Origin of the sequence: Prescottella subtropica, assembly GCF_005434945.1 — a bacterium.
Classification (GTDB): Bacteria; Actinomycetota; Actinomycetes; order Mycobacteriales; family Mycobacteriaceae; genus Prescottella; species Prescottella subtropica.
In genome coordinates, this window is sequence record NZ_SKCH01000001.1 from 50515 (window position 1) to 68735 (window position 18221).

Here is an 18221-nt window from a genome sequence, read left to right on the forward strand (position 1 = left end):
GTCCAAGACAGTTGTCCAATGTTTGTTGGCGGCACTAACGAGCAATGTTTACGCAGGTCAGCAGTCCGATTCGCGACGTCTGCCACCAGTCGCGGTACGCGCGTCTCGTCGCGCCCGACCCCGTCCCGGTACCGTCCCCGGGGTGTCACACGAACGTCAGCGCACCTACACCTGGAACGATCCGGCCCCGATCGCAGAGGCCAACCGGAACCTCAGCGGACTCGAGTTCGTCCGCGGTCTCGTCGACGGCACCGTGCCGCACCATCCGACGGCGAGCACGCTCGGGTTCCGCGTCACCGACGCGAAGGAAGGGTTCGTCGAGATCACGGCCGAACCGCAGGAATGGCACTACAACGCGGTGGGCAGCGTGCACGGCGGCGTCATCGCCACCATGATCGACACCGCGATGGGCTTCTCGGTGGCCAGCACCCTGCCCGCCGGCGTCGGCTACACCACCCTCGACATCACCGTCCGCTACCTGCGTGGCATCAAGGAAGGCGCGGGACACATTCGCGTGCACGGCTTCTCGGAACACACCGGACGCACCACCGCCACCGCCCGCGCCGAGGTCCGCGACGACGCCGGCCGACTCCTCGCGACGGCGTCGACCACCTGCCTGATTCTGCGCTGACCGCAACTCCCCCACAAACAGCTGAAGGGACCCTTTGTGCGCTGTGAGCGCACAAAGGGTCCCTTCAGCTGAAAAGGTGCGCGAGCCCTCGGAGCCCGCGTGCTCCCGCTACCCCGCCGTCAGCACTTCCCGTCCGACGAAGGGCACGAGTGCGGCGGGGACGCGGACGGATCCGTCTGCCTGCTGGTGGTTTTCGAGGATGGCGACGAGCCAGCGGGTGGTGGCGAGGGTGCCGTTCAACGTGGCTGCGGTCTGGGGTTTGCCGTTGTCGTCGCGGTAGCGGACGCTGAGGCGGCGGGCCTGGTAGGTGGTGCAGTTCGAGGTGGAGGTCAGTTCGCGGTAGGCCTGCTGGGTGGGAACCCATGCCTCGCAGTCGAATTTGCGGGCGGCGGAGGAGCCGAGGTCGCCGCCGGCGACGTCGATGACGCGGTACGGGAGGCCCATCGCGTCGAGCATGTCGCGTTCCCACGCCAGCAACCGCTGGTGTTCGGCGTCGGCGTCTTCGGGCTTGCAGTAGGTGAACATTTCCACCTTGTCGAACTGGTGGACGCGGATGATGCCGCGGGTGTCCTTGCCGTAGCTGCCGGCTTCGCGGCGGAAGCAGGACGACCAGCCGGCGTACCGCTTGGGGCCGCCGGTGAGGTCGAGGATTTCGCCGGAGTGGTAGCCGGCGAGGGGGACCTCGGAGGTGCCGACGAGGTAGAGGTCGTCGTCGGCGAGGTGGTAGATCTCGTCGGCGTGCTGGCCGAGGAAGCCGGTGCCCTGCATGATCTCGGGGCGCACCAGCACGGGCGGGATCATCATGGTGAACCCGTTGGCCATCGCCTTCTGCGCGGCGAGCTGCAGCATGCCGAGCTGCAGCATGGCGCCGAAGCCGGTGAGGAAGTAGAACCGCGAGCCGGACACCTTGGCGCCGCGTTCCATGTCGATCAGGCCGAGGGCCTCGCCGAGTTCGAGGTGGTCCTTGGGTTCGAAGTCGAACGTGGGGATCTCGCCGACGGTCTCGAGGGTGATGAAGTCGTCCTCGCCGCCGGCGGGGGCGCCGTCCTGCACGATGTTGGAGATCGCTCGGTGGGCGGCCTCGAGGGCCTCGTCGGCCTCGGACTCCGCCGCAGCAGCGTCCTTCACCTTCTGGGCCAGTTCCTTGGAACCCGCGAGCAGTGCCGGACGCTCCTCGGGGGACGCCTGCCCCACCTTCTTGCCGAACGCCTTCTGCTCGGCGCGCAGCGTGTCGCCGGCGAGGACCGCGGCGCGGCGGGATGCGTCGGCCTCGAGCAGCGCGTCGACCAGACCGGGGTCTTCACCGCGGGTGCGCTGCGAGGTGCGGACGGCGTCGGGGTTCTCGCGAAGGAACTTGAGGTCAATCACGACCACAAACCCTACTTGGTGACGTCCCGCCCGGTCCGGGTGCTGCCCGAATGTCCCTGTTCGAATTTCCGCAGATGATCGTCGCGTCCGAACATGCGGGCGGCGTCGAGTGCGGACGGTTGCCCGGCGGCCGGGTCGGCGCCGGCGTCGACGAGTGCGGCCACGACGGCGTCCTCCCCCTTGAAGACGGCCCCGGCCAGCGGCGTCTGGCCGCGGTCGTTGGGTCGGTTCACGTCGGCGCCGCGCTCGGTGAGCGCCCGGACGGTGTCGGTGTGTCCGTGGTAGGCGGCGAGCATGACGAGGGTGTCGCCGCTGCCGTTCGTCAGGTTCACCGGCACCCCGGCGTCGACGTACCGGGCCAGTGTCGACGTCTCCCCCGACCGCGCCATGTCGAACAGTCGGCCGGCCAACTCCTGCACGTCGGCGGCGAATTCGGCGGGATGTTCCTCACTCATGTGGGACGAACCTAGCCGGAAACTTCGGTGTCCGCGTCGGTTGCAGGCATTATGGACGAGATGTCCGAGGAAGAGTTCGAGTCGAAGCCGGAGCCGACCGCCGGGTCGGGTCAGACGCCGGTGCGGAGCCGTCACCTGTCCGCGCCGGTCACCAGACGCGCCCTCGCGCTGGTCGCGATCGGTGCGGTCCTGGCCGCGATCACCACGATCTTCCTGTCGGGTGGTTTCGACCGCGGCGACAATCTGCCCGCACCGAGTCCGGTGGCCGGGCCGCAGCCCACCGGCGCCGTCGCCGGGGAGGCGTTCGGCACCGCCACCACCGGCGACTGCCTGACGTGGACGAAGGCCGATGCGAGCGATCTGGAGAAGGTCGACTGCGGGCAGCCGCACCTGTTCGAGGTGGCCACCGACATCGATCTGAGCCTGTATCCCGGTATCGAGTTCGGACCCGGATCCAAGTTCCCCGGGGTGCTGCGGTTCTCCGAGTTGCGTGACGAGCAGTGCGCGCCCGCCGTCGACACTTATCTGGCCGGGCGCTTCGACCCGAAGGGCAAGTTCAGCGTCGGACTGATCAATCCGGGTGAGGCCGGGTGGGCGGCCGGTGAGCGCACCATCCGCTGCGGCCTGCAGTTCTCCGGTGTCACCGGCGCGCTGCTGCCGATCCAGGGCCGTGTCGCCGAGCAGGACCAGTCGAAGGTGTGGACCGTGGGCACCTGCATCGGTATCAACCAGAACGTGCCGTCCGATCCGGTGGACTGCGCGCAGCCGCACGCGTTCGAGGTGGTCGGCGTCGTCGATCTGGCCAGCCAGTTCCCCGGCGGCATGCCCTCGGTCGAGGATCAGGACAAGTTCCTCGAGCAGGCGTGCACGGACGCGAGCAACGCCTATCTCGGGTCGCCCGACGTGCTCCGCGACAAGACCCTCACCCTGTTCTGGGACAACCTGGATCTCGACAGCTGGCTGGTCGGCAGCCGCAAGATCAACTGCTCGATCGGCAAGGAGGTCGACGGCAACGGCTTCGCGACGATCGTCGGCACCGCGAAGGGCGACATCCTGATCAACGGTCAGGCTCCCGTGCCGCCGCCGGCAGCCCCGGACGGCCGGTCGGTGCCGACGCCGCTGCCCGGTGCCGCACCCCTGCCCCCGGCCGGCGGCTGACGTGCCGGTGACGATGTCCGACGCCCGTTTCGAGGAACTGGTGTCCGACGCCCTCGATCTCATCCCGCCGCAGCTCGCGGCGGCGATCGACAACGTCGTCGTGCTGGTCGAACCCCACAACGACGAGGAACCGACACTGCTCGGCCTGTACCAGGGCATCGCGTTGACCGAACGCGACAGCCACTACGGCGGTTCGCTGCCCGACACCATCTCGATCTATCGGGACGCGCTGCTAGACGTGTGCGACACCGAGGACCAGGTGGTGCACGAGGTGATGGTGACGGTGATCCACGAGGTGGCCCACTACTTCGGTATCGAAGAGGATCGGTTGCACGAGCTCGGCTGGGGCTGATCTTCCCGCCCCGAAATTTTGTCGGTTCCACGTGGAACCGACCGGCCTCCTCCGGCGTCCAACCAATCGAGGAACCCGACCGTTCCTCGGTAGCCGTCCCCGATGCGAGGAGTCACCGCCCCATGCCGGATCACGTGTTCGTCGACCCGGACGCCCTCGTCGTCGCCGCCGCCGAGATGGATGCGCTCGCCGCCCGCCTGCAGGCCACGCTGGCCGCCGCCTCCCCCGCCCTGACCGTGCCACCGTCCGGATCCGAGGAGGTGTCGGTGCTGGCCGCGACCTATTTCAACCGGCTCACGGAATCGTTCGGCCCCGCCGCGGCCCGCGGTATCGAGGAGTTGACGGCCGCCGCGGCGACGTTGCGCGCACAGGCCGCCGCCTACCGGGACGGCGACCACACGCTCGGTGCCGCGCTCGCGGCCGGCATGTAGACCACCCCACCGAAACGGAGAGCATCGTCATGACCCTCGGTGTCACCGGCGTCGTCTGGCTACCGCGCGGCGCAACCGTCAACTCGACCACCCTCACGGCAGGTGCCGGACCGGTCCCGCTGACCGCGGCGAGTCCCGCGTGGGCCGCGCTCGCGGAATCCTTCACCGACGCCGTCGCAACCCTGACCCGGGTGAGCGAGGAGTTGCGTGCCGCGTGGGAGGGGGTGGCCGCCGATGCCGCCCTCACCCGGATCGCCCCGTTCACGACGTGGGCGCAGCAGACCGCGGCGTTGGCCGCCGACACCGCCGTCAAGGCGTCCACCGAGGCGAGCGCGTACACGACCGCGGCCCTGACCATGCCGAGCCTGCCCGAGATCACCGCGGTCAAGGCCGCCAAGACCGCCGCCTACACCGCCGGCGGCGCGGTCAACGGGTCGGCGGCCGTCGCGGAGGCCGCGGACCGGGCCCTCGACATCAGGGCCGGGATGGTGATGGAAACGTACGAGGTGGCGTCGAACATCGTCGCGACCCCGGCGACGTTCACGCCGCCGCCCCCGCTCACCACCGGCGTCTCGGGGGCCGCCCCGAACGGCGGCGACGCCGTCACCGCCCGCAGCCTCGAGAACGATTTCCGCGGCGACCCGGTCCGCACCGTCGCCGCGACGGCCGCCGCGTTCGCGCAGAATCCCGCGGTGACGGCCGCGGTGTCGCAGGCCGGTTCCGTCGCGACCTCCGTCGGCCACGCCACGTCGGCGGCCGCGAACCTCGGTGGGGCCGTACTCGGTGGAATCGGGGCGAGTGCCCCGGTCCTCGGGGGCCGCTCGGGGGCGCCGGCACCCGCACCGGCAACACGGTCGACGGCGGGACGGGTCGTCGCGGCGGGCGGCGTGCTCGGGTCCGTCGCGGCACGGGCCGCGGGTGTCGGCGGCGGATCCGCCCCCGGTGGTGCCGCGGGTGCGACGCCGCCCGGCACTGCCGATGCCGCGTCCCGGCCCGGCATCGGGACCGGGCCGGGAGCCGGCACCACCGCACCCACCGGCCCGACGACGGACGTCGCCCGCGTCGACGCCGCCACCGGCACCCGCGGCACCGGGCCGGTGGGTGGTGCCCCGATCGGCGCCCACCGCGGTGCCACCGATTCCGACGAGACGGAACACGCGACGCCCGGCTATCTGCGCAGCTTCGAACATTTCGAGGACGGCCGGACCGTGATCCCGTCGGTCATCGGCGGCGATCCGGCCTGGGACGGGCGGTGATCGACTTGGGTATCGGACCGGTCGGGGCGACGCTGCCGACGACGACACTGCACATCGACGAACTCGACCTGCTCGTCCATCTCCTGGACGTGGACGTGCTGCCGGTCGTGCTCGACACCGGCCCCCGCTTCGACTCCCCGGCCGCGCGGGACGCGGTGTTCGCCGACGCCCGCACCGGCCTCACCGCCGCCGGGTTGGTCGACGGCGCCGCCGTGCATCCCGACCTCGCCCGGCAGGTGCGCACGCTCGCGCGGCCGCGCTGCGAGATCGCGCTGCGCCGGCACGGCACCGGGCCGGTGTACCGCGCGTGCCTGGCCCGCGACGACGACGGTGACGTCCTGGTCTCCCGCAGCGACGACACGGTCACGCTCCGCGCGCTCGGCGACGACCCGGCGGGGTCGCTCGCCCATCTGCTCGACGCCTCCGCACCCCTACCGTTCAGCGGGATCAACTGCCCCACATCGGATCTGGCCGCCGCTCTCGACCGGGCCACCGATCCACGACGGGCCGTCGACGCCCTGACCGCGGTCGGGGTGCGGGGCGCGGACGCGGCCGTCGTCGGGCCGGCGCTCGCCGACCGTCCGACGGTCACCGAGATCGTCGGCCTCACCCACGGGCACGGCGATGTACCGCAGATCCACGGCCCGGTGACGGTGTTCGACACCGCATTCGGGCGGATCGTCGGCAGCACGAGCCTCGCCGCGGACGGTGTCCGATGGACGTCGCTGACGCCCGGTGCCCCGGGGCGGCTACGTCGGGTCCTGCTCGATCTTCTCGACGCGGCAGGGTGAGTCGCGGCGGGGTGACGGCTCAGCCCATCGGGTCGTCGGCGGCCCCGCCCGCCTCGGCCTCGAACCACGGCCGCTGCGGGGTGACGTCGAACGGCGGCGCGTAGACGCCCCACTGCACACACCGCCATCCGGTGTCGGTGGGCACCAACTCGACGGTGGACGTGTTCTCGAGGTGCCGGTCCGCGGCGAACGCGCCGGGCACTCCCCCGAGATATGCGCCGACGAGTCGGATCGCGGCCCCGTGGCTGACGACCACGACGTCCCCGCCGACACCACCGTCCAGGTATTCGGCACGCAGCGAATCCAGTACCGGCACATAGCGTTCGACGATGTCGATGCCGGACTCACCGCCGGGCATGCGCGCCGACAGGTCGCCGGTGTGCCACGTATGGAACACCTTCGCGAACATCTTGTGCGATTCGAGATCGGAGCGGTCCTCGAGTTCCCCGGCCTGCGCCTCGTGCAACCCCTCGCGGACCTGCAGTGCGATCCCCGACGCGGTCTCGACGAATCCGCCGGTCTCCCGGGCCCGCAGCGCCTGCGACGACACGAGTGCCGTCGGCGGGTGCAGCGCCATCCGCTCGCCGAGGGTGCGGGCCTGGGTCCGGCCGAGTGCGGTCAACCGGGCACCGGGCAGTCGGGTGTCGAGGCGCCGATCGACGTTGGCCTCGGTCTGTCCGTGCCGGACCAGGATCAGCTTGCCGCTCATGCGTTCTCCTCTCCGCGGCGCAGGCGTTCGAGCCAGGCGACGTCGTCGGCGTCGGGTACCGGGGCGCCACCGTCCGGGACGGTCGACGGCCACGATCCGAGGAACCGGACGTCGCTGAACCGGTGCAGCGCCTTGAGCGCCTCGGCGACCAGTCCGTCGTCGATGTGTCCGATGCAGTCGAGATGAAACAGGTAGGTGCCGAATTCCTTACGGGTGGGCCGAGATTCGATGCGGGTGAGGTCGATTCCCCGGGTCGCGAATTCGGTCATCGCCCGGACCAGGGAGCCGGGCACGTTGTCGAGGTGCAGGACGACACCGGTGCGGTCGTTGCCGGTGCGGGCGGGCGCGGGTCCGGGGCGGGTGGCCAGCACGAACCGGGTGCGGGCACCCTCGTAGTCGGCGACCGACGACGCCAGCGCGGTCAGTCCGAGTCGCTCGCCCGCGAGGGCGGTGGAGACGCCGGCGTCGGCCAGGCCCGCCGCGACATCTTCTGCCGCACCGGCATTCGACGACGCCGGTTCGACCCGGGCGTACGGCAGATGCGTCGCCAGCCAGCCCTGGACCTGCGCGGTCGCGACCGGGTAGGCGCGGACGGTCCGGACGTCGGCCAGGGTGGTGCCGGGGCGTCCGACGATCGTGAAGGCGACCTCGAGTTCCGTCTCGGCCATGATCTGCAGCCGGTCCCCGAGTGCGAGGGCGTCCATGGTGGGGCGGATCGAGCCCTCGACGGAACTCTCGATCGGGACCACCGCGCCCTCGACGTCGCCGCTGCGCACCAGTTCGAGTGCGGCGGCCTGGCTGCCGGCGGCGACGCGTTCGACGGTTCCGTCGAACGTGCCCGCCTCCTCGAGTCGGGCGAGAGCCATCTCGGTGAAGGTTCCGGTGGGTCCGAAGTACGCGATACGAGGCACGTCTACGAGGTTACGCAATCGTCGTCGGCCGCCGACCGGGATCGGCTACAGCAGCCCGGCGGCGGCGAGCACCTGCTCGACCTGGGCGAGATCGTCGACCTCGATGCCGAGCAGCACCCCGCGCACCGCCTCCGCGGCGTCCGGGTTCAGCTGCGTCAGCGCCACCGGATCGGGGTTCGTGAGCGCCGCCCGGACGTCGTCGCCCCGCAACGCGGCGACGGTGCCGGCGAGCAGGGACAGCACCTCGGCACCGTCCCGGGCACGGGCGACGAAGCCGACGGACGTGTGGGCGAGGACCGCCAGGAAGTCGGCGACCGCGCCGACGGGCTGCCGGGCGATCAGGCCGGGGCTGTGGCCGGCGTCGGCCAGGATCTGCGCGGATTCGGCGAGGGTGACGGCGTCGGGACCGTCCGGGGTGACGAACACGGTGACGGGCGCGGGCAGGCGCAGCGCGATCGCGTCGTCGAGGTCGGTGGTGGTGCAATGCACGTGGTACCGCAGCGCCCGATGCTCGACGGCCTCGGAGAGCCGGTCCGGGTCGATGTCGAGTTCGACGACGACGGCACCGGCATCGATGTCGCCACCGGTGGACTCGACGAGCGTGGATGCGGCGACGATCGGCGGCCCGGTCGTCACGGCGGGCCGGGGTGCGATGGGGGCGACGGACTCCCGCGGCCCGAGGAGAAGCCTCGCGACGAGCGGTTGCGGCGTCCGGTCGGAGGACGCGGGAAGGGTCGGCATCGACAGTGACACGGGAATCGACACACCCACACGTTAGCCCGGATCGGATCGGGACGACTCGCCCGCGTCCGGGGGCCGCCTCGACCGCCGCCGATAATAAGCTTAGGTTTACCTGATTACAGCCTCGTGTCCGTTCGACCCGGAGGAAACCGCCATGCCCCGCAGCACCACCAGGAATCCCCGCCCCTGACGGGGCGTTGTACCGATGAGATCGAGAGCGCATCCGGGCGTTCTCGAACGGATTCCGAAAGGCGCGCTCGACATGACCGCGGCAGCCCCGCGTCGTGCCCCGAGCGGGGTCTCCCGTCGTCCGGCGGCGTACCGGCCGCCCACGACGATGCTCGTGGACCCGCGGTTCGAGGCCCTCGCCACCCAGTTCTTCCACCTGTTCCGACGCCCCCGCGACGGCGGCGGCGGCCTCGCCGTGTACCTGTACGGGACACCGGTGCTGGACGTGTGGGCCGGCTGGGCGTCCCCCACCCGCAAGTGGGATTCCGGGACGGTCGCGATGTCGTTCTCGACCGGTAAGGGTGTCGCGAGTACCGTGCTGCACCGGCTCGCGCAACGCGGACTGATCGACTACGACGCACCCGTCGCCGCGTACTGGCCGGAGTTCGGGGAGGCCGGCAAGGAAACGATCACCGTCCGCGAACTGCTCAGCCACCGGGCGGGTCTGCACCGCATCCGCGGTCTCGTCCACGGGCCGCACGCCCTGCTCGACCACGACGGTGTCGCGGCCGCACTCGCCGCCGCCGTCCCCGATCCGCGCCGGACCCGGATGAGTGGCTACCACGCGGTCACGTACGGCACCCTCGTCGCGGAACTCACCGAACGCGTGTCCGGGATGTCGTTCACCGACCTGGTGCGCACCGAGATCGCCGAACCGCTCGGGATCCCCGCCTTCTGGTTCCAGGTGCCCGACTCCGAGAAGTACCGCATCGCGAAGGTGTTCCCGCACATCAACCCGTTCGGGATGCCGTGGGGACTGACGTCGACGGCGCTGTCACTGGTCCCGCACGTCAAGAACATCGCCGACGCCGGCATGCCGGAGGGATTCGACACCCTCGTGCGCGACCCGTCGATCCACGACTACGTCATGCCCGGCTGGAACGGCGTGTTCAGTGCCCGCGCACTGGCCCGCATGTACGCCGCGTTCGCGAACGGCGGCGTAGTCGACGGCATCCGGTTCCTCGACCCCGCGACGGTCGCACAGGCGAGCGAGGTGCAGACCCACTCCCGCGACTACGTGCTCGGCATCCACATGAACTGGCGGCTCGGCTACCACGCGGCCCTGGTCGCGGCCCGCACCCAGAATTCCGGCGCGTTCGGCCACTACGGCGTCGGCGGGTCCGGCGCGTTCGCCGACCCCGACACCGGGCTGTCGGTGGCGTTCGTGACGAACCGGCTCGGCAACGCCCTGACCCCGTTCGCGGACCTGCGCCTGGCCACCCTGGGCGCCAAGGCCGAGTCGATCGCCCGGCACGCCTGACGCCGGCACCGTCTAGCGTCGGCACGGTGATCACCCGCACCACCGTCGACTCGTGGCTCCGGCCCGCCCCGCCGGAACCGTCCCCGCCGTCGCTCGACGCCCGCGAGCGGCGGGCCCTGTGGTTCGAGATCACGATCGTCCTGCTCGTCACGTTCGGCCTCAGCGGCATCTCCAGCGCCCTGTCGCTGCTCGAGTCGGCCCTGCAACCGGGCGGGCTGTCCGATCAGGCGGTCGCGCTGAATCCGTCCCGTTCGACGCAGTCGTGGATCGACCTGGCCCGCCAACTGCTCGGCGTCGTGAGACTGGCCGCGTGGGCGGCGCTGGGCCTGTACCTGCTGTGGCGCAGCGGGCTGGGGCCGCGCCGGATCGGTCTCGGCCGGGTCCGCGACGGTGTCCGGCCCGGTGTCGGGCTCGCCGCCCTGATCGGCCTGCCGGGGCTCGCGTTCTACCTGGCCGCGGTCGCGCTGAACGCGAACCTGACCGTCATGCCCAGCACCATCGACGACCACTGGTGGCGGCTGCCGGTGCTGGTGCTGTGGGCGATCGCGAACTCCGGTGCCGAGGAGATCCTGGTGGTCGCGTACCTGATCTCGCGACTGCGTCGGCTCGGCTGGAGCGAGAACTCGTCGCTGCTGGCATCGGCTCTGCTGCGCGGCAGCTACCACCTCTACCAGGGCTTCGGCGGCGGCCTCGGCAACGTGCTGATGGGGCTGGTGTTCGGGCGGTACTGGCAGCGCACCGGCAAGCTGTGGCCGCTGGTGATCGCACACGCCCTTATCGACAGCATCGCGTTCGTCGGATACGCCCTGCTCCGCGGGCACGTGTCGTGGCTGCCGTGACCAGGGCTTGTCGGGTTCGTGCGTATTCTCGGTAATCGTGAACGGTGAGTCCCCCGACCGACGGCAGCCGGGCCCGCCGTATCGCGGCCGGCCCCCGCAGTCGCGTCCCGTCCCGCCGCCGCCCCGCCGGGCCGGGACACCACCACCACGACGCCCCCCGGCCCCGGAGGGCACCCAGGTCATCCGCCGCGACGGCCGCCCCCCCGCACCCCCGCAGCAGGCGTGGTCGCAGGCACCGGGACCGCAGGCCTGGTCCCGGACCCGGTCACCGGTGCCCGCCGGCAACCACGCGCCGCCGCAGCGGCCCCGGCCGTACACCGAACCGCGTCGCGTCCCGCCCGCACCGCCACGCGGACCGCGTCCCACTCCCGGCCCACCGAAACCGTCGAAGCGGCCGGAACGGTCCGGCCCCCGCCGACCGGGACGGTGGCTGCGCCGCATCGCACTGACGCTGATCGTGCTGCTGGTCGCATCCGTCGGCGGCATCTTCTATCTGGACACCAAGGTGAACCGCATCGACGCCCTCGTCGACTACCCGGGCCGCATCGCGGACACCCCCGGCACCAACTGGCTGCTCGTCGGGTCGGACAGCCGGGCCGGCCTGACCCCCGAGCAGGAGCGGGAACTGTCCACAGGCGGTGACGAGGGCGGCCAGCGCACCGACACGATCATCGTCGTGCACGTCCCGAAGAGCGGCCCCACGACGATGGTGTCACTCCCCCGCGACTCGTACGTCCCGATCCCCGGCTACGGCCGGGACAAGATCAACGCGGCGTTCGCGATCGGCGGCGCACCACTGCTGGTGCAGACCGTCGAGGAGGCCACCGGGCTGCGGATGGACCACTACGCCGAGATCGGGTTCGGCGGATTCGCCGGCATCGTCGACGCCCTCGGCGGCGTCACCATGTGCGTGCCGTACCCGATCGACGATCCCCTCGCCGGCATCGATCTGCAGGCCGGCTGCCAGAAACTCGACGGACGCAACGCACTCGGGTTCGTCCGCACCCGCGCCACCGCACTCGCCGACCTGGACCGGATGAACAACCAGCGGGCATTCATGAGTGCCCTGCTCGAGCGGGCCACGTCCGCGACGACACTGCTCAACCCGTTGCGACTGTGGCCGACGCTGTCCCACGCGGCCGGGTCGCTGCAGGTGGACGAGGGCGATCACCTGTGGAACCTGGCGGGGTTGGCGTGGGGTCTGCACGGCAAGACGATCACCACCACCGTCCCCGTCGGCGGATTCGACTACGTTCCCGGTTCCGGCGACGTGCTGTTGTGGGATCGGGAGAAGGCCGGTGAATTCTTCGATGCACTGGCACACGACCGACCCGTTCCGGAAGGCCTTCTCACCGGCACACCGTGACACTCGTCGCTGCCGTAACTTTCCCGGCACCACCACGGCAATGGTGACGGTAGTGTTCCATTCATGACTGAAACGAGCGACTTCCACCGACTGCTGCAGGAACAGATCCGCAACGAATTCACGGCCTCACAGCAGTACATTGCCGTCGCCGTCTACTTCGATTCGCAGGACCTGCCCCAACTCGCCGGGCGCTTCTACCAGCAGGCCGCCGAGGAACGCGACCACGCGATGATGATGATCCAGTACCTGCTCGACAACGACCAGCCGATCACGGTGCCCGGCATCGACGCCGTCGTCACCGAGTTCACGTCGGTCCGCGAACCGGTCGCACTGGCCGTCGCGCAGGAGAAGACCGTCACCGATCAGATCACCCGCCTGGCCCGCACCGCCCGCGACACCGGCGATTACCTGGGCGAACAGTTCGTGCAGTGGTTCCTCAAGGAGCAGGTCGAGGAGGTCGCGAGTATGACGACACTGCTGACCATCGTCGACCGGGCCGGCGGCAACCTCTTCAACGTCGAAGACTTCGTCGCCCGCGAGATGAGTTCGGCGGTGACGGCCGATTCGACCGCCCCGCGCGTCGCCGGCGCCTGACCGACCGCAACCCCTCCACCGTGCCGCAATTGCCATTTCCCGACAATTGCGGCACGGCGCAATTATGGAAAGCCCAACCTCATTGAGGTAGCACTAAATAAGGGAACACTAGCCTGGGTGAGGTTCCACTTGGGTGACAATCCCGCCCGGGCAGCGATATCTTCGACACATGAGTGCCGCAGATGATTCGCACCGGACGAAATTTCACGCACTTCTCCACGACCAGATTCGCAACGAGTTCAACGCGTCGCACCAGTACCTCGCGACCGCGGTCTATTTCGACAATGCGGATCTCCCCCAGTTGGCGTCCCACTTCTACAAGCAGGCCAACGAGGAACGCAACCACGCCATGATGATCATCCAGTACTTCCTGGATCGGGACATCACCGTCGAACTCACCGGCGTGGACGCCGCGACAACCCACTTCGAGGACGCCCGCGAACCCATCGCGCTGGCCCTCACCCAGGAGAAGGCGGTCACCGAACAGATCGTCCAACTCGCCCGCACCGCCCGCGACGACGGCGACTACCTCGGCGAACAGTTCATGCAGTGGTTCCTCAAGGAACAGGTCGACGAGGTCGCCCGCATGACGACCCTGCTCACCGTCGCCGACCGCGCCGGCACCAACCTGTTCGACCTCGAAACATTCGTCGCCCGCGAAATGGACAGCGCCGACGACGCCGCCGCCGGTGCACCCCCCGTCGCCGGCGGCAAGATCTGAGGCCACCCTCCCGAAACAGCTGAAGGGACCCTTCGTGCGCTGCGAGCGAACGAAGGGTCCCTTCAGCTGTAGAACAGGGACGTCAACGCAGGGTGACCTGGCGGCCGCGCAGGCCGTCGCGGGCGCGGACTTCGGCGGCGGTGAGGGGGGTGTCGACGGCGAGGGCGTCGTCGAGGCGCTTGCCGAGTTCGACGGTGGGGGCGGCCCATTCGTCGGGGTGCTTCTCGCGGTCGAGGTCGAAGACGGGGACGAGCAGGCCGTGGGTGCGGAAGGATCCGGCGAAGCGGGAGCCTTCACCGAGGTGGAGGCCACCGGCGGCGTGGACGCGGGCGAGGGCGAGCATGAGCGCATCCTCGTCTTCGGGGCGGACCCAGCGCAGGTGGGCGCGTTCTCCGGCGTCGACCCACCAGGCGGCGACGACGCCGTCGGCGGTGAGTCGTGCGGACGGCATGATCGCGGCGTTGGCCTGTGCGACGGTGGCGGCGACCTCGGGGGCTGGCCGGACGCCCTCGGGGATCCACCAGTCGAAGTTCTGGTGGACGGTGACCCGGGGGAGGGTGTCGGCGTCGAGGACGTCGTTCAGGCGCGGGCTGTCGGCCTGCGGGTCGGCGAAGGTCAGTGAGGTGCCGGGTGCGGCGGTCTGGGCCCAGGTGACGGCGGCGCCGAGGTCGGCGCCGGGGTCGGCGGTGTGGGCCTGCACCTGCAGTCCGACGTAGCGTCCGGCGGCGGTGTTCTCGTCGCGGACGAGGGCGGCGACGGCGCCGGGGAGGACGGTTGCCGCGGTGACGGGCTTGCCGGTGTCGCGGACGGGCAGTTCGACGAGCGCGGACGGCACGAATTCGCGCAGGGCGACGAGGTCGCATTCGGCGGCCAGGCCGGCGAACGGCCGGGTCGGTGCGGTGGACTCGGCTTCCCGGTCGAGGCGGCGCTGTTCGAGCTTCGCGGCGCGGTTGCTGCCCGGCTTGGGACCACTGTTTCTCTTGCTCTTCTTAGCCACGAAGCCAAAACCTACACGGACACCCGCGGTATATCAGCCGCCCAGCAGTTTCTTGGTGCGTCCGGGATGGTTGGTGGCCACCCAGTCCACGCCGAGTTCCTTACAGAGGGCGACGTCGGCGGGGTCGTCGACGGTCCAGCAGTAGGTGGCGCGGCCGGCGGCGGCGGCCTTGTCGACGAGTTCGGGGTGTTCCCGCAGGGTTTTGACGGACGGTCCGATGGCGGTGGCGCCGACGGTGGTGGCGGCCCCGCCGCCGAGGTAGCGGGACGCGTCGCCGAGCAGGACGGTCGGCAGGAGCGGGGCGGCGCGGCGGATCCGCCACACGGCGGACGCGGCGAACGACATGACGACGGCCCGCGAGTGGTCGGCGGAGGCGGGGGCGGCGAGTCCGTAGCGGGCGAGTTCGGCGAGCACTTTGGATTCGACGAGTCCGCCGTAGCGAACAGGATGCTTGGTTTCGATGAACAGTTTGGTGGGCCGGGACGTCCAGTCGAGGGTGAGTTCGACGAGTTGCGACAGGGTCAGCAGGCCGGCGGGTTCGCCGTCGGTGCCGTAGTCGAGTTCGCCGAGCGATTCGAGGGTCATCTCGCTGACGATGCCGGTGCCGGACGAGGTGCGGTCGACGCTGCGGTCGTGGACGCACACGAGGTGCCCGTCGCGGGTGAGCCGGACGTCGCATTCGAGTCCGTCGGCGCCTTCCTCGAGGGCGAGGTCGTAGGCGGCGAGGGTGTGTTCGGCTTTCGCGGCGGATGCGCCGCGGTGGGCCACCACGTGGGGTTCGCGGCGGTCGGGTTTCATGCGGCGGTCGCCTCCTCGGGTGGGGCGGCGGATGCGCCGCTGCGGGGCATGTTGATCCAGCGGTGGCCGCGGCGGGGCCGTCCGAGCAGGTCGCGGCCGTCGAATCGGCGGATGACGTGCAGCGTGAGCAGTGCGGTCGCGGCGGCGACGGCGGCGGTGACGGCGGCGAGGAGTACGCCGTCGGCCTGGGCTTGGAGGGTGTTTCGGCCACGCCAGAGCAGGCCGGCGGCGACGAGGACGCCGTTGGTCACCCAGGCGACCCACCAGAGTCGGACGGCGACGACGGTGCGGCGGTCGCCGGCGATCTCGGTGAGGTACACGCCGGGCATCACGAGGTTGACGATCGGGACGAGCACCCCGGCGGCGAGGACGCGGGGGGAGCGCGGGTCGGCGAGGCCGCGGGCGCCGAGGACGTCCCGGCGGGTGACGACGAGGCGGCATGCTGCGGCGACGGCTGCGGCGACCGCGACGAGGGGCGCCGACAGTTGGGTGGCCCACACCAGGGCGTCGGACACGGCGAGGGTGATCGGGTCGACGAGTCGGACCCGGTTGAACAGGAGCAGCCCGTACCGGAAGGCCTCGGCGACGGCGGCGAGCCCGAACACGATCGCGGTGCACGCGAGGAGGGTGGGGGCGAGGTCGGCGGCGACCTCGGTGCGGGTGAACCGGTCGTCGGGTTCGGCGGGCGGCGGGTCGAGCAGCCCCCACCGCGGTGTCTGCGTGTACCGGGGCGTGGGACCGAGGGGGCGGGCCACGGGCCGACTGCGGCCGATCGGCGGGTACGGGCTGCGGGCGACCCATCGGAAGTGGCGTCGGGAGGTCGGGGCGGAGACGTCGGTGGGGGCCTGCAGCGCGCTGTGGCAGCGCGGGCACCACTGCGCGGGGACCCCGTGCACGGGCCACCGGGACGCGCAGCGGGTGCAGGCCTGGACGACGCTCACTAGTAGATCTTCGCGGACCCGGGGTCGCCGTCGGAGGTCAACGGCAGACCCGCCTGCTGCCAGGCGACCATGCCGCCGGAGACGTTGTAGGCGTCGTACCCGATGTTGTTGAGGTATTCGACCGCGAGGATCGAGCGTCCGCCCTGACGGCACACGACGTACACCTCGGCGTCGATGTCGATCTCGTCGGCGCGGGCCGGGATGTCGACGAGCGGGATGTGCTGGGCGCCGGGTGCGCGCCCGAGGGCCCATTCGTCGTCCTCGCGCACGTCCAACAGGACGACCGCCTCCGACGATTCGGCCGGAAGTTCGGTCACGGACACGGTGGGAACGTGCGGGGAGCTCACGACACGATTCTGGCACGGGACCCGTTCGGTGGCAGACGATCTCCTGTCCCGACGCGTTGTCGATCGTGATCCGGTCGAGACCATGTGCAGTGAAATTCTCACAAATGACACTCAAATTGTGATCCGGGTCACTATTCGAGTCGAGTTATCCACAGTATCCACAGGGTCATCCACAGCTCTGAACAACTTTGCGGCGGTTTGTTCACAGGTCAGGGGCTGCTGCCCGCGATCCGTTGACAACTGTGCACCGCCCGTTTTCCACAGCGATCCACAGGCCGTGCGCAGCCGGCGATCGGATGCACGTCACAGCAGACGGTGCGGCACAGTGGACCGCATGGACCTGAGAATCTTCACCGAACCCCAGCAGGGCGCCACCTACGACGATCTCCTCACGGTGGCACGGACCGCCGAACAGCTCGGCTACGACGCGTTCTTCCGGTCCGACCACTACCTCGCGATGAACGTCGAGGGACTGCCCGGCCCCACCGACGCCTGGATCACCCTGGCGGGGCTGGCCCGCGACACGTCCACGATCCGTCTCGGCACGCTCGTGACGTCGGCGACGTTCCGCTACCCGGGTCCGCTCGCCGTCGCGGTCGCCCAGGTCGACGCGATGAGCGGCGGACGCGTCGAATTCGGTATCGGTGCTGGCTGGTTCGAGGAGGAGCATCGCGCGTACGGCATTCCGTTCCCGTCGATCGGGGAACGGTTCGACCGCCTCGAGGAGTCGCTCGCCGTGATCACCGGACTGTGGGAGACGCCGGTCGGGCAGACGTTCAGCCACGACGGCACCCACTACCCGATCGTGGACTCCCCCGCGCTGCCGAAGCCGGTGCAGTCACCGCGGCCGCCGATCGTGATGGGCGGCATGGGCAAGAAGCGCACCCCGGCGATGACGGCACGCTACGCTGACGAATTCAATCTGCCGTTCGTGTCGCTCGACACGACCGTCACCCAGTTCGAGCGGGTCCGGCAAGCGTGCCGGGCGATCGGCCGCGACCCGGAGTCGCTCACCTACTCGAGCGCGCTGGTCCTGTGCTGCGGCCGCACCGACGCCGAGATCGCCCGCCGGGCCGAACGGATCGGACGCGACGTCACCGAACTCCGCGAGAACGGTCTCGCCGGCTCACCGGCCGAACTGGTCGACAAGATCGGCCGCTACCGCGAGGCCGGCACGCAGCGAATCTATCTGCAGACCCTCGACCTCGCGGACCTCGACCACCTCGAGCTGGTGGCGTCGGACGTGATGCCGCAACTGTAGGCAGCTGCGCTGCCCGTGCGTCTTTTTGGTAGCTGCTACTACCAAAAAGGCGCACGGGTGCGCAG

Annotated in this window: 21 protein-coding genes; 12 read left to right on the forward strand and 9 right to left on the reverse strand. The window is 70.5% G+C overall.

Annotated elements, in window-relative coordinates:
• The first annotated feature begins 142 nt into the window (after nucleotides 1-142).
• Nucleotides 143-631, forward strand: coding sequence for a PaaI family thioesterase (locus tag E0497_RS00145; protein WP_137722760.1), 489 nt, complete (start codon nucleotides 143-145; stop codon nucleotides 629-631).
• A 108-nt stretch (nucleotides 632-739) separates the two neighbouring features.
• Here E0497_RS00145 and serS read toward each other — a convergent pair whose 3' ends face one another.
• Both serS and E0497_RS00155 read right to left on the reverse strand, forming a co-directional pair.
• Nucleotides 740-1999 (reverse strand): serine--tRNA ligase, encoded by a 1260-nt coding sequence (gene serS, locus E0497_RS00150; protein ID WP_137722761.1) that lies wholly within the window; start codon nucleotides 1997-1999, stop codon nucleotides 740-742.
• Between the two features lie 11 nt (nucleotides 2000-2010).
• Nucleotides 2011-2454: an ankyrin repeat domain-containing protein gene (locus E0497_RS00155; protein WP_137722762.1), complete on the reverse strand. Its 444-nt coding sequence runs from the start codon at nucleotides 2452-2454 to the stop codon at nucleotides 2011-2013.
• A 51-nt stretch (nucleotides 2455-2505) separates the two neighbouring features.
• On the opposite strand from E0497_RS00155, the gene E0497_RS00160 reads away from it, so the two are divergent.
• The 5 genes from E0497_RS00160 (at nucleotide 2506) to E0497_RS00180 (ending at nucleotide 6442) form a co-directional block, all read left to right on the forward strand.
• Nucleotides 2506-3612 (forward strand): septum formation family protein, encoded by a 1107-nt coding sequence (locus tag E0497_RS00160; RefSeq protein WP_421958292.1) that lies wholly within the window; start codon nucleotides 2506-2508, stop codon nucleotides 3610-3612.
• A 13-nt stretch (nucleotides 3613-3625) separates the two neighbouring features.
• Entirely contained in the window at nucleotides 3626-3964 is a 339-nt protein-coding gene (locus E0497_RS00165; protein ID WP_421958293.1) for a metallopeptidase family protein, read from the forward strand.
• Nucleotides 3965-4086: 122 nt separating this feature from the next.
• Complete coding sequence (locus tag E0497_RS00170; RefSeq protein WP_137722765.1) at nucleotides 4087-4395, forward strand: PE family protein; 309 nt, start codon at nucleotides 4087-4089, stop codon at nucleotides 4393-4395.
• A 29-nt stretch (nucleotides 4396-4424) separates the two neighbouring features.
• Nucleotides 4425-5651 (forward strand): PPE domain-containing protein, encoded by a 1227-nt coding sequence (locus tag E0497_RS00175; protein WP_137722766.1) that lies wholly within the window; start codon nucleotides 4425-4427, stop codon nucleotides 5649-5651.
• Complete coding sequence (locus E0497_RS00180; RefSeq protein WP_137722767.1) at nucleotides 5648-6442, forward strand: ESX secretion-associated protein EspG; 795 nt, start codon at nucleotides 5648-5650, stop codon at nucleotides 6440-6442. The genes E0497_RS00175 and E0497_RS00180 overlap by 4 nt, the downstream gene beginning before the upstream one ends.
• A 19-nt stretch (nucleotides 6443-6461) precedes the next feature.
• Here E0497_RS00180 and E0497_RS00185 read toward each other — a convergent pair whose 3' ends face one another.
• From E0497_RS00185 to E0497_RS00195, 3 genes are read right to left on the reverse strand one after another with little or no spacing between them, the layout of a single operon-like run.
• Nucleotides 6462-7151: a histidine phosphatase family protein gene (locus E0497_RS00185; protein ID WP_137722768.1), complete on the reverse strand. Its 690-nt coding sequence runs from the start codon at nucleotides 7149-7151 to the stop codon at nucleotides 6462-6464.
• Nucleotides 7148-8062 carry a prephenate dehydratase gene (gene pheA, locus E0497_RS00190; protein WP_137722769.1) on the reverse strand — a complete coding sequence of 305 codons (915 nt, stop codon included), beginning with the start codon at nucleotides 8060-8062 and terminating at the stop codon, nucleotides 7148-7150. Before pheA ends, E0497_RS00185 begins: the two co-directional genes overlap by 4 nt.
• A gap of 45 nt (nucleotides 8063-8107) precedes the next feature.
• A complete protein-coding gene (locus E0497_RS00195; protein WP_137722770.1) occupies nucleotides 8108-8827 on the reverse strand; it encodes a hypothetical protein in 720 nt (239 codons plus the stop codon).
• Between the two features lie 238 nt (nucleotides 8828-9065).
• Between E0497_RS00195 and E0497_RS00200 the strand changes: the two genes are divergently transcribed.
• From E0497_RS00200 to E0497_RS00220, 5 genes are all read left to right on the forward strand, one after another.
• Entirely contained in the window at nucleotides 9066-10292 is a 1227-nt protein-coding gene (locus E0497_RS00200) for a serine hydrolase domain-containing protein (RefSeq protein ID WP_137722771.1), read from the forward strand.
• A 26-nt stretch (nucleotides 10293-10318) separates the two neighbouring features.
• Nucleotides 10319-11131: a CPBP family intramembrane glutamic endopeptidase gene (locus E0497_RS00205; protein ID WP_137722772.1), complete on the forward strand. Its 813-nt coding sequence runs from the start codon at nucleotides 10319-10321 to the stop codon at nucleotides 11129-11131.
• A gap of 37 nt (nucleotides 11132-11168) precedes the next feature.
• Complete coding sequence (locus E0497_RS00210) at nucleotides 11169-12497, forward strand: LCP family protein (protein WP_137722773.1); 1329 nt, start codon at nucleotides 11169-11171, stop codon at nucleotides 12495-12497.
• A gap of 63 nt (nucleotides 12498-12560) precedes the next feature.
• Nucleotides 12561-13091, forward strand: a complete 531-nt coding sequence (locus E0497_RS00215) for a ferritin (RefSeq protein WP_137722774.1) — start codon at nucleotides 12561-12563, stop codon at nucleotides 13089-13091.
• Nucleotides 13092-13260: 169 nt separating this feature from the next.
• On the forward strand, nucleotides 13261-13812 hold the full coding sequence (locus tag E0497_RS00220) for a ferritin (protein WP_137722775.1): 552 nt from the start codon (nucleotides 13261-13263) through the stop codon (nucleotides 13810-13812).
• 82 nt (nucleotides 13813-13894) lie between these two features.
• Here the strand turns inward: E0497_RS00220 and E0497_RS00225 are convergent, their stop codons facing one another.
• The 4 genes from E0497_RS00225 to E0497_RS00240 are packed head-to-tail and all read right to left on the reverse strand — an operon-like array spanning nucleotide 13895 to nucleotide 16895.
• Nucleotides 13895-14809 carry a DUF5926 family protein gene (locus tag E0497_RS00225; protein WP_137722776.1) on the reverse strand — a complete coding sequence of 305 codons (915 nt, stop codon included), beginning with the start codon at nucleotides 14807-14809 and terminating at the stop codon, nucleotides 13895-13897.
• Nucleotides 14810-14842: 33 nt separating this feature from the next.
• Nucleotides 14843-15607, reverse strand: coding sequence for a glycerophosphodiester phosphodiesterase (locus tag E0497_RS00230; protein ID WP_137722777.1), 765 nt, complete (start codon nucleotides 15605-15607; stop codon nucleotides 14843-14845).
• Nucleotides 15604-16548, reverse strand: a complete 945-nt coding sequence (locus E0497_RS00235; protein WP_137722778.1) for a DUF4328 domain-containing protein — start codon at nucleotides 16546-16548, stop codon at nucleotides 15604-15606. The genes E0497_RS00230 and E0497_RS00235 overlap by 4 nt, the downstream gene beginning before the upstream one ends.
• The gene (locus E0497_RS00240) at nucleotides 16548-16895 is read right to left on the reverse strand and encodes a rhodanese-like domain-containing protein (protein WP_241665634.1); all 348 of its coding nucleotides are present in this window, start codon (nucleotides 16893-16895) and stop codon (nucleotides 16548-16550) included. The genes E0497_RS00235 and E0497_RS00240 overlap by 1 nt, the downstream gene beginning before the upstream one ends.
• 334 nt (nucleotides 16896-17229) lie before the next feature.
• Here E0497_RS00240 and E0497_RS00245 point away from each other — a divergent pair, with 334 nt between their 5' ends.
• Complete coding sequence (locus tag E0497_RS00245; protein ID WP_137722779.1) at nucleotides 17230-18156, forward strand: LLM class F420-dependent oxidoreductase; 927 nt, start codon at nucleotides 17230-17232, stop codon at nucleotides 18154-18156.
• The last annotated feature ends 65 nt before the right edge of the window (nucleotides 18157-18221 follow it).

Excerpts from the sequence above, each read along its gene's own strand:
- E0497_RS00155 (WP_137722762.1), bottom strand. The coding sequence starts at position 2,454 with ATGAGTGAGGAACATCCCGCCGAATTCGCCGCCGACGTGCAGGAGTTG.
- E0497_RS00160 (WP_421958292.1), top strand. The coding sequence starts at position 2,506 with ATGGACGAGATGTCCGAGGAAGAGTTCGAGTCGAAGCCGGAGCCGACC.
- E0497_RS00165 (WP_421958293.1), top strand. The coding sequence starts at position 3,626 with ATGTCCGACGCCCGTTTCGAGGAACTGGTGTCCGACGCCCTCGATCTC.
- E0497_RS00170 (WP_137722765.1), top strand. The coding sequence starts at position 4,087 with ATGCCGGATCACGTGTTCGTCGACCCGGACGCCCTCGTCGTCGCCGCC.
- E0497_RS00175 (WP_137722766.1), top strand. The coding sequence starts at position 4,425 with ATGACCCTCGGTGTCACCGGCGTCGTCTGGCTACCGCGCGGCGCAACC.
- E0497_RS00185 (WP_137722768.1), bottom strand. The coding sequence starts at position 7,151 with ATGAGCGGCAAGCTGATCCTGGTCCGGCACGGACAGACCGAGGCCAAC.
- E0497_RS00200 (WP_137722771.1), top strand. The coding sequence starts at position 9,066 with ATGACCGCGGCAGCCCCGCGTCGTGCCCCGAGCGGGGTCTCCCGTCGT.
- E0497_RS00215 (WP_137722774.1), top strand. The coding sequence starts at position 12,561 with ATGACTGAAACGAGCGACTTCCACCGACTGCTGCAGGAACAGATCCGC.
- E0497_RS00220 (WP_137722775.1), top strand. The coding sequence starts at position 13,261 with ATGAGTGCCGCAGATGATTCGCACCGGACGAAATTTCACGCACTTCTC.
- E0497_RS00230 (WP_137722777.1), bottom strand. The coding sequence starts at position 15,607 with ATGAAACCCGACCGCCGCGAACCCCACGTGGTGGCCCACCGCGGCGCA.
- E0497_RS00245 (WP_137722779.1), top strand. The coding sequence starts at position 17,230 with ATGGACCTGAGAATCTTCACCGAACCCCAGCAGGGCGCCACCTACGAC.